Source organism: Brevundimonas sp. (assembly GCF_052436175.1).
In the GTDB taxonomy this organism is placed as follows: Bacteria; Pseudomonadota; Alphaproteobacteria; order Caulobacterales; family Caulobacteraceae; genus Brevundimonas.
In genome coordinates this window covers 1-13,719 of record NZ_JBQVNM010000016.1, presented here as the reverse complement: position 1 = coordinate 13,719, position 13,719 = coordinate 1, and the positions used below count along the sequence as shown (strand labels likewise).

Below are 13,719 nucleotides of genomic sequence, written 5' to 3'. Positions count from 1 at the left end.
CCTACCGGCGTCCCAGGGTCACGCCAAGCCGGCGTCCGCCCAGCATGGTCCGGCTGCCGATCCAGGCCGCCGCGAGCGCCACCGCCCCGGCCGCGACAGGACAGAAGACCAGCAGCCACAGGTCGCTCCAGGCCACGGGCAGGGCCGCCGTCACCCCGCCCTCCCCGCCGAGGAAGCGCAGGACCGCGACCAGCAGTGCGGCCCCCAGGGCGCCCGCCGCCCCGGCGCCCGCTGCCAGCAGGCCGTAGCGGCGCTGGAACAGCCAGGTCACGGCCCCGTCGGTGGCGCCCGACAGGCTCAGGGTCTCGATCACCGGCCTCTGGGCCTGGAAGCCCGCGCGGGTCGCATAGACGACGGCGGCCCCCGCCGCCCCGCCGATCAGGATGAAGGCCGCCAGGGCCAGAGCGGACAGGGCGCCGGCCGACCGCTCGACCTCGCCGCGCCAAAGCTGATGGTCGTCCACGCTGGCGTCCAGTCCGGCCTCGGCCAGGGCGCGGCGCATCACCACCGCGCTGGCGGGCGCGTCCGGGTCGAGCCGCACCGTCACCAGGAACGGCAGGGGCAGGTCGGGCAGGACCGCCTCCCCCATCCACGGACGCAACAGGGCCTCGGCCGTCTTGCGGTCCATGGCCTCGGCCTCCTCGACGCCCGGCACCCCGGCCAGGGTCTCGGCGGCCCGACCGGCGGCGGTCACGCCCGTCTCGTCCACCCTCGGCCGTATCTGGACCGTAGCCTCGGCCCTCAGCCGCCCGGCCCAGCCCTGCGCCGCCCGATCCGCCGCCGAGGCCCCCACGGCCGCCAGACAGGCGATGAAGCACAGGACGGCGATGACCGCCGCCAGCCAGGTTTCGCCCGCAGCGTCCCGCGGCAGCAGGTCGGATCGGGAGGCGAAGGGCGACTTCACGCCTCGCCTCCCCGCAAGACGCCGCGATCCAGCCTCAGCCGTCGCGCGCCCGAGAGGTCGGCCAGCATCTCGTCATGACTGGCGATGAGGACGGTCGCGCCCAGTTTGTTCAGCGACTGGAACAGCTTCAGCAGACGATCCGCCATGGCCTTGTCCACGCTGCCGGTCGGCTCATCGGCGATGATGAGCTCGGGACGGCCCATGACGGCGCGGGCGATGGCCAGTCGCTGCTTCTCGCCGCCCGACAGGGCCGTAGGTCGCGCGTCCATCCGGTCGCCCAGCCCCACCCAGCGCAGCATCTCCTCGACATCGGCCGCATAGTCGCCGGTCCGGCCGCCCGCCACCCTCAGGGCTAGAGCCGCGTTCTCGAACAGGTCCAGATGGTCCAGCAGGCGGAAATCCTGGAACACCACCCCCATCCGGCGGCGCAGAAGCGGGGCCTGGCGCCGCGGCAGGGTGGTGACATCCTGACCGAACAGATGGATCGTTCCCGCCGTGGGCCGTTCGGCCAGGGTCAGCAGGCGCAGCAGCGACGACTTCCCCGCCCCTGACGGCCCGGTAAGGAAATGGAAAGAGCCGCGAGGCAAAACAAGGTTAACGTCCCGCAGCACCTCGGGCGAATCGGCATAGCCGAAACCCACCCCGCTCAGGCGGACGGTTTCGGCGGCGGGTTCGGCGACAGAGACGCGGCGGGGCGGTGAGGACATCAGGCTTTTAGCGGGACCGGGGCGAAAGCGCCGCGACAGGAGGGGGCGGATCAAGCCTCACAGTCAGACGACATGATACTGACCTGCCCGTCCTGCGCCACCGGCTATTTCGTCCCCGATGACGCCATCGGCGCCGACGGCCGCAAGGTGCGCTGCAAGTCGTGCAGCCATGTCTGGCTGGCCCGGCGCGACGACGAACCCCTTGATCTGTCCACCCCGCCGGAAGCGGCGTCCGACATCGCCCAGATCGAGACTGCCGCGACCCATCACCTCGCCGGCCTGCCGCCCGAAGCCCTGGCCGAGGCGCCGGCCGAGGAGCTGCCCAAGGCCTTCCGCGCCCGCGCCGAACAGACCCGCCGTCTGCGCCGCGCCGCCGCCCACGGCGCCGTCTGGGCCGGCCTGGCCAGCGTCTTCGCCGGCATCCTGGCCTCCGCCTGGCTGTTCCGGGTCGAAGTGGTCGAGCTCTGGCCCCGCGCCGCCGCCGCCTACGCCGCCGTGGGATCACCGGTCAATATCGTCGGCCTGCAGTTCGAGGCCGTCGGCGCCCGCCCCCTGCGCAACGATCCGGGTCAGGTCGTCGTCTCCGGCGCCCTGCGCAACATCCGCGAGAAGGAGGTGATCGCGCCTGCCGTCCGCGTCGCCCTGCTGGACGCCCACGGCGCCGAGATCGAACACCGCATCGTGCCGATACGCGCCGCCCCCGTCCTGCCCGGCAAGCTCCAGGGTTTCGCCGTCGTCATGCCCGACCCGGGCGCCCGCGCCGCCGGGGTCGACGTCCAGTTCGTCAAGCCTGAGCCGAAGAAGGCGTCTCACGGCGCAGAAGACGGGCCCGCGCCCGCCGACGCCCATGCCGCGCCCGCCGCCGGACACGGCGACCCGCACAGCGCCCCGGCCCCGATTGTGGCCCATCCGGAGGAGGGCGGTCTGCGCCCCGCCATCGGCGACCTCGGCGTTTCGGCGCCGCCGGGCCCGGTGGACGCCCACCCCGTCGCCGAGACGCCCGCTCAAGCGGACCATCCGCCGGCACCGGCCAAGGCCGCAGCCGCGCATCATTGAGCGCCGATCGCTCGTAGCCTTGTCGGCGAGACAGAGCCCGGCTCTACTGGTCTCATGAACGCCCTCGCGACGGCCACCCGGGTCGATAAGCTGGAGACCGTCCTGGCCGCCGCACTGGAGCGCGACGGTTATCTGCTGCTGCGCGGCGCGGTGCCCGAACCTTGGCGTCAGGGCCTGCGAGACGCCTTCGACGTCGGCTCGAACCACCTGTGGTCCCCGCCGAGAGGCCCGGGCTGGCGACACGCCCTCGTCGATCTCGATCCTGTCGTCCAGCGCACCTGTCGTCTGCCGGCCCTGCTCGCGGTGGCGGCCCAGCTGCTCGGCGGCCCCTTCTTTCTCAGCCAGGTCGAGGGCCGCGAGCCCCTGCCGGGCTGTGGTCACCAGCCTCTGCACCGCGACGGGGTGGGCACGAACGCCGTCGCCGCCATGGTCTTCCTTGACCCCTATGGCCCGGACAACGGCGCCACCCGCGTCGTGCCCCGTCATCTCGACAGTGGCGAACCGGACGAAGCCCTGGCCCTGATCCAGTCCGGGGAGGCGGGCGACATCCTGGTGTTCGACGCCGACCTGCTCCATGGCGCCGGCCTGAACCGCTCGGGCGCGCGCCGTCGCTCGCTGCTGGTCAGTTTCATGCCTGAAAGCCAACGCGGGGGACAGGACGCCACGCGCAGCCTTCGCAGCGTCCGCATGGACACCCGCGAGATGTTCGTCCCGCGCGCCTGAACCGCTCGACAGCGGCCCCGACGGCGCGTTAACGACTGGATCCATGGCCGACGCACCCTCCTCCACCGCCGCCACTCCAACCGTTCTGCTCAGCGAAGCCGAGGTGGCGCGTGTCGTCGCCGATCTCGCCGCCCGGATCGCCCCAGTCATCGACGACGAGACCGTGGCGGCGGTGCTGCTGACCGGGGGACTGTGGTTCGCCGCCGACCTGACCCGCGCCCTGTCGCGCGTCGGCCGCAACGTCCGCTTCGACGCCCTGTGGCTGGCCTCCTACGGCGACGAGAAGACCAGCCGGGGAAAGATCGACGTCTACGCGCCCTTCCAGCGCCCGATCGCCGGTCGTCGGGTCCTGATCCTCGACGACGTGTTCGACACCGGCCTGTCCCTGGCCGAGGCGGTGCGGATCGCCAGGGAGGCGGGCGCGTCGGAGGTGCTCACCTGCGTCTTCGCCAAGAAGCCCTGGCCCCTGCCCCGCGCGCCCGAACCCGACTTCGTCGGCTGGGAGGCGCCCAACCGCTTCCTGGTCGGCTACGGCCTCGACAACGCCGGTACCCTGCGCGGCCTGCCGGACATCTGCGCCCTGGATTGAGCTTGTCTCGCGGCGCCGCCTCCCGCAGGATCAGCCCATGCGCACCTCGTCCCTGACCCTGATCGCCCTCGTCGCCATCCCCGCCCTATCGGCCTGCACCGACAGCCGCCGGGCCCGCAATGATGTGAAATGGTCGGATCGCCCGGCCGAGATCACCTGCTGGACCTACGGCACGCAAAATTTCGCCGGCCGCTCCACCGGAAAGGTCGAATACGACGAGGGCGGCCGCATCTCCTTCGTGGACGCCGCCAACGGCCGGTTCACGACCCTCGAGGGTGACTGCCGCGTGGTTTACGCGCCCGCACCGGCCAAGAAATAAGCCCTACAGCCAGTCCGCCAGCGGCTCGCGCGCCAGCATCTCCTCATAGGTCGGGCGCGGGCGGATGACGGCCATGCGGGCGCCGTCCACCATGACCTCGGGGACCAGGGGCCGGGTGTTGTATTCGCTCGACATCACTGCGCCGTAGGCTCCGGCGCCGGTGAAGACCACCAGATCGCCCGTCTGCAGCGGCGGCAAATCGCGGTCGCGCGCGAAGGTGTCGCCGGTCTCGCAGATCGGGCCCACGATGTCATAGACGGTCGGGTTGTTGTCGCCGCCCGCCGCGCGCGGACTGACGGCCACGACCTCATGGAAGGCGTCGTACATGGCCGGGCGGATCAGGTCGTTCATGGCCGCATCCACGACCAGAAAACGCCGCCCGTCCTCGCGTTCGGTGACCTGGATCACGCGTGACAGAAGCACCCCGGCGTTGGCGGCCAGCAACCGGCCCGGCTCGAACGCGGCTTCGACGCCCAGCCCGTCCAGCACCCGGGCCGTCATGGCCACATAGTCCTCGATCGAGGCCGTGGGCGCCCCGCCCGCATAGGGGACGCCCAGCCCGCCGCCGAGGTCCAGCCGCGTCACCTCCAGCCCCCGCCCGCGCAGGGTCTCGGTCATCGACCGCAACAGCTGGAACGCGGCCTCCAGCGGGGTCAGGTCGGTGATCTGGCTGCCGATGTGGCAGGCCAGTCCCACCGGGTTCACATACGGACTGGCGGCGGCCCGGGCGTAGAGGTCCATCGCCTCGTCGGCCGGGACGCCGAACTTGTCGCCCTCGCCGCCCGTGGTGATCTTGGCGTGACCCCCGGCGCCGATCTTGGGATTGACCCGTATGGCGATGTCGGGAACCGCGCCGGCGCGTTCCGCCACGGCGATCAGCCGGTCCAGCTCGGCCGGGCTCTCGACATTGATCTGTCGCACCCCGACGCCGACGGCATAGGCCAGCTCGGCGTCCGTCTTGCCGACGCCGGAGAAGATGATCTTTCCGGCCGGAACGCCCGCCTTCAACGCCCTTCGGATCTCGCCCTCGGACACGGTGTCGGCCCCCGCGCCCAGCCTCGCCAGGGTCGCCAGCACCGACAGGTTGGAGTTGGCCTTCACCGCGAAGGCGATCAGCGCGTCCCCCAATGCGTTCCTGTGCGCCGCCACCGCCTCGGCCAGCAGGCCATAATGCCGCGTCAGGGTGGCGGTCGAATAGACATAGACGGGCGTGCCGACCTCGTCCGCCAAGGCGGCCAGAGACACGTCCTCGGCGTGAAGGACGCCGTCCTTTGAAGCGAAATGGTGCATGGCGAAGGTCCGGGGAGAGACGGTTTCGTCTCGTTAGCCGAAGGCCCCCGTTCCGTCACCCTCGCGGCGACTTACTGCGGATCCCGCCCCGCCGCCGGGCTGCCCAGCGGATTGGACGGGCCGCCGTCGATCGGCACCTGGGTGGACGGGCGGTTGATGGTCGCCGGGTCCGCCAGCTTGGGCGCCCAGCGGTCGCGCTGGGCCCGTTCCGTCTCGCGCGCGGGCGGCGCCTCGAGGTCGGCCATCTTGCCGCAGGCGGCGGTGGAGAGGGCGATGAGCGCGATGCCGCCCAGAAGGATCAGCTTGTTCATTTCAGTCGGGCCTTCCAGTCGGCGATCCGCGCTCGGACCTGTTCCGGCGCGGTCCCTCCGAAGCTCTGGCGGCTGGCGCAGGAGGCTTCGGGGGTGAGCACCTTATAGACGGCTTCGGTGACGCCGGGTTCCAGCGTCTGCAAGTCTTCCAGTGACAATTCCGCGAGACCGACGCCCTTCGCCTCGGCCATCTTCACCGCCGCACCGGTCACATGGTGCGCCTTGCGGAACGGCAGGTTCAGCTCGCGCACCAGCCAGTCGGCCAGATCGGTGGCGGTCGAGAAGCCCGCGCCCGCCGCCGCCGCCATCTTCTGGGTGTTCGGGATCAGGGCCGAGACCATGGCGGTCATCGCCGTCAGGGCCAGGTCGAGGGCGTCGAAGGCCTCGAACACCGGCGGCTTGTCCTCCTGCATGTCCTTGGAATAGGCCAGAGGCAGGCCCTTCATCACGGTCGACAGGGCGACGAAGGCGCCGAGGATCCGCCCGGTCTTGGCCCGTACCAGCTCGGCCGCATCCGGGTTGCGCTTCTGCGGCATGATCGAAGAGCCGGTCGTCAGGTCGTCGGGCAGGGCGGCGAAACCGAACATCGGCGTCATCCAGACCACGATCTCCTCGCCTAGCCGCGACAGGTGGCCGGCGGTGATCGAGGCGGCCGCCAGACTTTCCAGGGCGAAGTCGCGATCCGACACGGCGTCCAGCGAATTGCCCATCGGCCGATCGAAGCCCAGCGCCGCCGCCGTCGCATGACGGTCGATTGGGAAGGGCGACCCGGCCAGGGCCGCGGCCCCCAACGGGTTCTCGTTCATCCGGGCCCGAGCGTCGGCGAACCGGCCCGCGTCGCGTCCGAACATCTCGACATAGGCCATCAGGTGATGGCCGAGGGTCACCGGTTGGGCGGTCTGGAGGTGCGTAAACCCGGGCATCAGGTCGCCCGCATGCTGCTCAGCCCGGACCAGCAGGGCCGATTGCAACGCCTTCAGCTGATGCACCGACCGGTCGCAGGCGTCGCGCACCCACAGGCGGAAATCGGTCGCCACCTGGTCGTTGCGGCTGCGCGCGGTGTGCAACCGACCTGAGGGCTCGCCGATCAGCTCCGACAGCCGGGCCTCCACATTCATGTGGATGTCCTCATAGGCGTCACGGAACGGGAAGGTCCCGCCCGTGATCTCGCCCTCGATGGTGTCCAGCCCCTTCAGGATCGCCTCGCCGTCGGCGGCGGCGATGATCCCCTGGGCGATCAGCATGCGGCAATGGGCGCGCGATCCGGCCAGATCCTGGGCCCACAGACGCTGGTCCACGCCGATCGAGACGTTGATCGCCTGCATGATGTCGGCCGGGCGCGACGAAAAGCGCCCGCCCCACATGTCTTGACCTGCAGCCTCAGGCTTGGTCTGGGTCGCCCCGGATGAACTGGAGTGGTCGTTCATGGACGAACCCCCGAAGAAAAAAAGATGGTCCGCGTGGCGGATAGCAGTGGTTTCTGGACTGGGGCTGCTCGCCCTGGCCGTTGCCGCGCTGGTGCTATCCGTTTCTCTCGGTCTTACCAAGTTCGAGATCAAGCAGGTGGCCTACGAGGATGAGGGATTTGAGATCCCGCTCATCCCTCCCGCGCCACAGCCATCGGCTGAAAGCAGCCTGTCCCGCTTCGCCGTCGGCGCGATGGCGAAGCTCCAGACCCCTGCCGAGGTCGTTACCGCCACCGACTACCGCTTCCTCGACGCCGCCGGCGCCGACATCGGCTTCGACGCCTTCAAGGGCAGGGTGGTCGTGGTCAATCTCTGGGCCATGTGGTGCGCGCCCTGCCGCGAGGAGATGCCGACCCTCGCCGCCCTCGCCGCCGCCTATGCCGGCAACGATCAGGTCGTGGTGGCGCCGGTCAGCGTCGATCTGCCGGATCAGGTTCCGGACGCCCGCGCCTTCATCGCCGACCACGCCCCCCTGCCCTTCTACAACGATCCGAAGTTCCGCCTGCCGTTCGAATTCGCCGGCAAGGGCGCCATGCCCCAGACGATCGTGCTGGACCGCCAAGGCCGCGTCCGCGCCCACCTGACCGGCGGCGCCGACTGGTCCGGGCCCGAGGCCAGGGCCCTGATCGACGCCCTTCTAGCCGAACCTACCTGACCATCCCCGCCATCATCAGGGCGGCGCCGACGGACCTCAGCGGACGCATTCCGGGAAACGGCCGGGTCCCATTGCAGACCAGCCTCATGACCTGCAGCCCCTCTGGGTAGACGATGGGCCGGAAGCCGTTGCTGAACATGCCGTTGCTGACGATCTCGACGGGGCCATAGCGCACGTCGCCGTCGATCGCCGCCTCGGCGCGCCTGTTGTTCATCTCGGTGCGGCAGTCGGTTTCGCTGAGGGTCCAGCGGCCATAGGCCCCGCTCTGCCCTGCCCTTTCGCGCGGGAGAAAGGTCGTCAGCTCCCAATAGGTGACCCGATCGCCCGCCCGGCGCAGCGACGTCATGTCGATCCACGACGCCGCCCGCGACGGCCCGCCGCGCGACTGGATCAGGCTGACCGTCTCTGGGGCCGGCGGCGTCGGCGTCTGCGCCGTCGCGGCGCCGGGCGCGGCGCTGACCGCAAGGGCCGCCAATGCGGCCTTGGCTCCGGCGACCAGGGCCGCCCGTTTCATCGATTTCGCCATCTCATCCTCCGCCTGCAGTCCGAGCATGGATGCAGACGGAGGACCAGTGACGACGCCTGACGTCAGTTGGCCGGGACGCGCTGGTCCGTGGCGGGGTCGATCGCCCCGGCCTTGCCCTCGGCGGCGGCTTCGGCCTGTTCGGCCTCCAGCTTGTCGGCCACCTTGCCGGCGCCGGTCTCAACGGCCTGGGCCGCCTTCATGGCGCCGGCCTCGACGACTTCGCCGGTGCGGGCCGCGAGCTCTTCGGCGGTTTCGCCCGCATTTTCGGCGTGGGCCTCGGCCTTTTCGGTCTCGGCCTCGGTGCAGGCTGCCGCGCCCAGCGACAGGACAGCCAGGGCGGCAAGCATCGGGATGCGAACGGACATGGGTCGAACTCCGGTTGTTTCCAGCCCGATCAACGCTCCGGCAACGCTTGGGTTGCGCGGCGCGTCAGCCTGACCGTCCGGCCGTCAGCCCGCCGCCTTCACCTTGCGCCGCCAGGCGTGCAGCAGGGGCTCGGTATAGCCGTTCGGCTGCAGAACGCCTTTGAACACCAGATCCCGCGCCGCCTGATAAGCCGCGCTGTTCGCCGGACCGGTCGCCATCGGCCGATAAAGGGGGTCGCCCGCGTTCTGACCGTCCACCTTTGCCGCCATCCGCAACAGGGCCGCATCGACCTGTTCGGGCGTGCAGACGCCGTGCAGCAGCCAGTTGGCGATGTGCTGCGAACTGATCCTCAGCGTCGCCCTGTCCTCCATCAGGCCGATGTCGTGAATGTCCGGCACCTTGGAACAGCCCACGCCCTGATCGATCCAGCGCACGACATAGCCGAGGATGCCCTGGGCGTTGTTGTCCAGTTCGTCGGCGATGTCCTGTTCCGACCAGTTGGTCCCCTCAGCCAGAGGCGGGGTCAGCAGATCGGCCAGTCCGGGGATCGGCCGCTGGGCCACTTCCTTCTGGACCTCGAACACATCGACGGCGTGATAGTGCAGCGCGTGCAGGGTCGCGGCCGTCGGCGACGGCGTCCAGGCGGTATTGGCGCCGGTCTTCGGATGGCCGATCTTCTGCTCCAGCATCTCGGCCATGCGGTCGGGCGCGGCCCACATGCCCTTGCCGATCTGGGCCCGGCCGGACAGGCCGTGCTTCAAGCCGATGCCGACGTTGCGCGCCTCATAGGCCGCGATCCATTTCGAGCTCTTGATCTCCGCCTTGCGGACCACCGGCCCGGCCTGCATGGCGGTGTGGATCTCGTCGCCGGTGCGGTCGAGGAAGCCGGTATTGATGAAGACGATCCGGTCCTTCACCGCCTGGATACAGGCCGCCAGATTGGCCGAGGTGCGCCGTTCCTCGTCCATCACTCCGACCTTGACCGTGTGGCGGGGCACGCCGATCAGATCCTCGACCGCGTCGAACAGATCGTTGGTGAAGGCGGCTTCAGCGGGCCCGTGCATCTTGGGTTTGACGATATAGACCGAGCCCGTGCGACTGTTCCGCTGCGTCCCCAGACCGCGCAGGTCGAAGAGGGCGATCAGACTGGTGACGACGGCGTCCAGAATCCCCTCCGGCGCCTCGGTCCCGTCCGCGAACAGGACTGCCGGATTGGTCATCAGATGGCCGACGTTCCGCACGAACAGCAGCGACCGGCCCTTCAGGGTGACCGTCGATCCGTCTGGGGCCGTGAAGTCCCGATCCGGGTTCAGCCGCCGGGTCAGGGTCTTGCCGCCCTTGTCGAAGGTCTCGACCAGATCGCCCTTCATCAGCCCCAGCCAGTTGCGATAGGCGGCGACCTTGTCGTCCGCATCCACCGCCGCCACCGAATCCTCCAGATCGCAGATGGTCGACAGCGCCGATTCCAGCACCACGTCGGCGATCCCGGCCGGATCGGTCCGGCCGATCGGATGGGTCGGATCGAGGGTCAGGCCGATGTGCAGGCCGTTGTTGCGATACAGCAGGCCCTTGGGCGAATGGCCGACGAACTGCGACGGATCCTTCAGCGCCGTGGCCGGCGAAACCTCGGTCAGGTCCGCCCAGGAACCGCTCGCCAGCGGGATCGCCTCGTCCAGAAACGCCTTGGCCCGCGCCACGACCCGCGCCCCGCGCGCGGCGTCATAGGGCCCTTCCGGCGGCAGGTCGCCCAGCGCATCCGTGCCGTAGAAGGCGTCATACAGGCTGCCCCAGCGCGCATTGGCGGCGTTCAGCAGGAAGCGGGCGTTGAGGATCGGGACCACCAGCTGCGGCCCGGCCAGCCGCGCCAGTTCGTCGTCGACATTCTCGGTCGCGATTGTGAAGTCGCCGGGCTCATCGACCAGATAGCCGATCTCCCTCAGGAAGGTCTCGGTCGCCGCCGGATCGTTGGGCTGGCCGCGACGGGCATGATGCCAGGCGTCGATCTTCGCCTGCAGGTCGTCACGCACGGCGAGCAGGTCACGATTGCGCGGCGTGAATCGCTCGAACACCTCGGCGAACCCGGCCCAGAACCCCTCGGCCTCGATCCCCAGACCCGGAAGCACCTCCGTCTCTATGAAGGCCGACAGGGGCTCGGCGACGGACAGGCCGGCGCGGGTCGAATAGGCGGTCATGAGAGGTCCTCGGGGAAGGGAGGGAGATCGGACGCCTCTCGCCTGTAACATTACGTGATCGGTGATGTGAAGCTTCGATTTCGCCGGATCGGTCGGCGCCGCATCGCCGCTGGCGTCACGGCCCCGCGCGGATCACAATCGCCAGATGACCGCCCTGCCCCGCCCGCTTCGCCTGCACCTGCCGCTGCTGATCGGCCTGGCCGTCGTGATCGGCGCCGGCCTGATGACGCCACCGGACTGGCGGCTGCCCACGCGGGCGGCGGCGGGCTGGAACGCCGGGGTCGCCGTCTATCTGCTGCTTCTGGCGATCCGCATTCTGCGCATCCGCTCCACCGACCAGATCCGCGCGCGGGCCGCCGAACTGGATGACGCCGGGGCAGGCGTCCTGCCGCTCAGCCTTCTGGCCGCCGCCGCCAGCGTGGCCGTGGTCATCGGCGAGGCCGCCTCGGCGCCTCAGGCCCAGGCCGGGTCCACCAGCCTGCTCGTGCTGCTGACCCTCGTCCTGTCCTGGACCTTCATCCACCTGATCTTCGCCCAGCACTACGCCCACGCCTTCTACGCCCCGGCCGAGGACGGCAAGGATCGCGGCGGGCTGCTGTTTCCCGGCGAGGACGAGCCCGACTACTGGGACTTCATCCATTTCGCCCTCATCATCGGCGTCGCCAACCAGACCGCCGACGTCCAGATCGCCGACCGCCGCCTGCGCCGCATCGGCTCCCTGCACAGCCTGACAGCCTTCGTCTTCAACACGGTGATCCTGGCGCTCGGCGTCAACTTCGCCATCAGCCTGATCGGCAACTGAGCCTTTCCACGCCACGAAAAGAGGGGATGTGTTCTCCGATGGAAATCAAGAATCCCGCGCTCGGACTGGCCTTCATTTACGCCTGCTGCGGACTGGTGGCTTTCCTTGTTTCCCAGCATTGGGAAGGACGAGTGTTCGCCTTTGTCATTCTGGCGACGGTGAATACGGTGTGGATCATTCTATACATTAAGAAGCGAAACAGACGCTGAGCGTCGCGACTGACGCCGGAACAGCCCACCACATTGCTATCGCCTTGACTTCGCCGCCATTTGCGCCCATCTGGCCTGCGTCGCACAACTGCGATCTCCGGCGTCTCCAGCGCGTGTGGGTCTTCCTCCCAATGAAGACCTGACTGTAGCAGCCGCCGGCTCCTCAAGTTTCATTCGCTGCCCGGACACGCGGGGCGGCGCCCGATCCACCCCGAAGGCGCCATTCAGGCGCCCCGTCGGGACTGGCGGAGCGCGGCCCTATCGGCATTGAGCCACGGCTGTTTGCGCGCTGCCGCATACGCGAAAGAACACCTCCGTGAGCACACTCACCTTCGACACCATGGGCCTGAACCCGGCCCTGATGACCGCCCTCAAGGCCTCGGGCTACGTCACCCCCACCCCGATCCAGCAGAAGGCCATCCCCGATGTCATGGCCGGCAGGGACCTCTTGGGCATCGCCCAGACCGGCACCGGCAAGACGGCCGCCTTCGCCCTGCCGATCCTGCATCGCCTGGCCGAGAACCGCATTCCGCCCAAGCCGCGCACGACCCGCGTCCTGGTCCTGTCGCCGACCCGCGAACTGGCCACCCAGATCGGCGACAGCTTCAGGGCCTATGGCCAGCACCTAGGCTTCCGCGTCGCGGTCATCTTCGGCGGCGTGAAATACGGCGCCCAGGAACGCGCCCTGCAACAGGGTCTCGACATCCTCGTCGCCGCCCCCGGCCGTCTGCTGGACCATATCCAGCAGAAGAATCTCGACCTCTCGACCTGCGAAATCTTCGTCCTGGACGAGGCTGACCAGATGCTGGACCTCGGCTTCATCAAGCCGATCCGCCAGATCGTCAGCCGCATCCCGGCCAAGCGCCAGAACCTCTTCTTCTCCGCCACCATGCCCAGCGAGATCGGCAAGCTGGCCGGCGAACTGCTGAAAGACCCGGTCAAGGTCCAGGTCACGCCGCAATCGACCACCGTCGAGCGCATCAACCAGTCGATCATCTGGGTCGAACAGGGCAAGAAGCGCGCACTCCTGACCGAGATGTTCAGTGACCCCGAGTACAAGCGCTGCCTGGTCTTCACCAAGACCAAGCACGGCGCCGACAAGGTCGCGGCCTATCTGGAGGCCGGTGGCGTCGAGGCCGGCGCCATTCACGGCAACAAGTCCCAGCCCCAGCGCGAACGCACGCTCGAGGCCTTCAAGAAGGGCAAGCTGCGCGTCCTGGTCGCCACCGACATCGCCGCGCGCGGCATCGACGTGGACGGCGTCTCCCACGTCGTGAACTTCGAGCTGCCGCACGTGCCGGAAAGCTATGTCCACCGCATCGGCCGTACGGCCCGCGCGGGCAAGGACGGCTCGGCCGTCAGCTTCGTCGCCGGCGACGAGATGAAGTTGCTCAAGGAGATCGAGAAGGTCACCCGCCAGAAGATCCCCGCCATCGACCGCCGCAACGACCGCCAGCTGGCCCAGTTGGACGCCTCCATCATGGCCTCGGGCGTCGGCAAGAAGGCGACCCTGCCGGAACGCGAGGGCGGCGAGCGCAATGACGGCGGCCGGGGCCGTCGCAACCCGCGCCGCGACGGCGTCAAGCTCGAGGGCGGCGGTCAGC

Annotated in this window: 15 protein-coding genes; 7 read left to right on the top strand and 8 right to left on the bottom strand. The window is 69.4% G+C overall.

Annotation, left to right across the window (positions count from 1 at the left end; translation table 11 throughout):
- Position 1: 1 nt before the first annotated feature.
- Together ACT6QK_RS05865 and ACT6QK_RS05860 are read right to left on the bottom strand one after the other, a co-directional pair.
- Entirely contained in the window at positions 2-904 is a 903-nt protein-coding gene (locus tag ACT6QK_RS05865) for a cell division protein FtsX (RefSeq protein WP_444596880.1), read from the bottom strand.
- Positions 901-1,611: a cell division ATP-binding protein FtsE gene (locus tag ACT6QK_RS05860; RefSeq protein ID WP_444596879.1), complete on the bottom strand. Its 711-nt coding sequence runs from the start codon at positions 1,609-1,611 to the stop codon at positions 901-903. Before ACT6QK_RS05860 ends, ACT6QK_RS05865 begins: the two co-directional genes overlap by 4 nt.
- Before the next feature lie 72 nt (positions 1,612-1,683).
- Between ACT6QK_RS05860 and ACT6QK_RS05855 the strand changes: the two genes are divergently transcribed.
- Genes ACT6QK_RS05855 through ACT6QK_RS05840 form a run of 4 tightly spaced genes read left to right on the top strand, consistent with a single transcriptional unit; the run spans position 1,684 to position 4,298 of the window.
- Positions 1,684-2,667: a DUF3426 domain-containing protein gene (locus ACT6QK_RS05855; protein WP_444596878.1), complete on the top strand. Its 984-nt coding sequence runs from the start codon at positions 1,684-1,686 to the stop codon at positions 2,665-2,667.
- 54 nt (positions 2,668-2,721) lie between these two features.
- Positions 2,722-3,390, top strand: coding sequence for a phytanoyl-CoA dioxygenase family protein (locus ACT6QK_RS05850; RefSeq protein ID WP_444596877.1), 669 nt, complete (start codon positions 2,722-2,724; stop codon positions 3,388-3,390).
- Between the two features lie 43 nt (positions 3,391-3,433).
- On the top strand, positions 3,434-3,979 hold the full coding sequence (locus tag ACT6QK_RS05845; protein WP_444596876.1) for a phosphoribosyltransferase: 546 nt from the start codon (positions 3,434-3,436) through the stop codon (positions 3,977-3,979).
- 37 nt (positions 3,980-4,016) lie between these two features.
- Complete coding sequence (locus ACT6QK_RS05840) at positions 4,017-4,298, top strand: hypothetical protein (RefSeq protein WP_444596875.1); 282 nt, start codon at positions 4,017-4,019, stop codon at positions 4,296-4,298.
- Between the two features lie 3 nt (positions 4,299-4,301).
- On the opposite strand, the gene lysA is transcribed toward ACT6QK_RS05840, so the two are convergent.
- The 3 genes from lysA to argH form a co-directional block, all read right to left on the bottom strand.
- Complete coding sequence (lysA, locus tag ACT6QK_RS05835) at positions 4,302-5,588, bottom strand: diaminopimelate decarboxylase (protein ID WP_444596874.1); 1,287 nt, start codon at positions 5,586-5,588, stop codon at positions 4,302-4,304.
- 71 nt (positions 5,589-5,659) lie between these two features.
- Complete coding sequence (locus ACT6QK_RS05830; RefSeq protein ID WP_444596873.1) at positions 5,660-5,899, bottom strand: hypothetical protein; 240 nt, start codon at positions 5,897-5,899, stop codon at positions 5,660-5,662.
- The gene (gene argH, locus ACT6QK_RS05825) at positions 5,896-7,326 is read right to left on the bottom strand and encodes an argininosuccinate lyase (RefSeq protein ID WP_444596872.1); all 1,431 of its coding nucleotides are present in this window, start codon (positions 7,324-7,326) and stop codon (positions 5,896-5,898) included. The genes ACT6QK_RS05830 and argH overlap by 4 nt, the downstream gene beginning before the upstream one ends.
- Before the next feature lie 136 nt (positions 7,327-7,462).
- Here argH and ACT6QK_RS05820 point away from each other — a divergent pair, with 136 nt between their 5' ends.
- Complete coding sequence (locus ACT6QK_RS05820; protein WP_444596871.1) at positions 7,463-8,020, top strand: TlpA family protein disulfide reductase; 558 nt, start codon at positions 7,463-7,465, stop codon at positions 8,018-8,020.
- Here ACT6QK_RS05820 and ACT6QK_RS05815 read toward each other — a convergent pair.
- From ACT6QK_RS05815 to ACT6QK_RS05805, 3 genes are all read right to left on the bottom strand, one after another.
- Positions 8,013-8,546 (bottom strand): hypothetical protein, encoded by a 534-nt coding sequence (locus ACT6QK_RS05815; protein WP_444596870.1) that lies wholly within the window; start codon positions 8,544-8,546, stop codon positions 8,013-8,015. The genes ACT6QK_RS05820 and ACT6QK_RS05815 overlap by 8 nt on opposite strands.
- Before the next feature lie 62 nt (positions 8,547-8,608).
- A complete protein-coding gene (locus tag ACT6QK_RS05810) occupies positions 8,609-8,911 on the bottom strand; it encodes a hypothetical protein (protein WP_444596869.1) in 303 nt (100 codons plus the stop codon).
- 84 nt (positions 8,912-8,995) lie between these two features.
- On the bottom strand, positions 8,996-11,104 hold the full coding sequence (locus ACT6QK_RS05805) for a malate synthase G (RefSeq protein WP_444596868.1): 2,109 nt from the start codon (positions 11,102-11,104) through the stop codon (positions 8,996-8,998).
- A gap of 145 nt (positions 11,105-11,249) precedes the next feature.
- Here ACT6QK_RS05805 and ACT6QK_RS05800 point away from each other — a divergent pair, with 145 nt between their 5' ends.
- A complete protein-coding gene (locus ACT6QK_RS05800; RefSeq protein ID WP_444596867.1) occupies positions 11,250-11,906 on the top strand; it encodes a DUF1345 domain-containing protein in 657 nt (218 codons plus the stop codon).
- A 549-nt stretch (positions 11,907-12,455) separates the two neighbouring features.
- The coding region (locus ACT6QK_RS05795) for a DEAD/DEAH box helicase (protein WP_444596911.1) at positions 12,456-13,719 on the top strand (1,264 nt) is incomplete at its 3' end.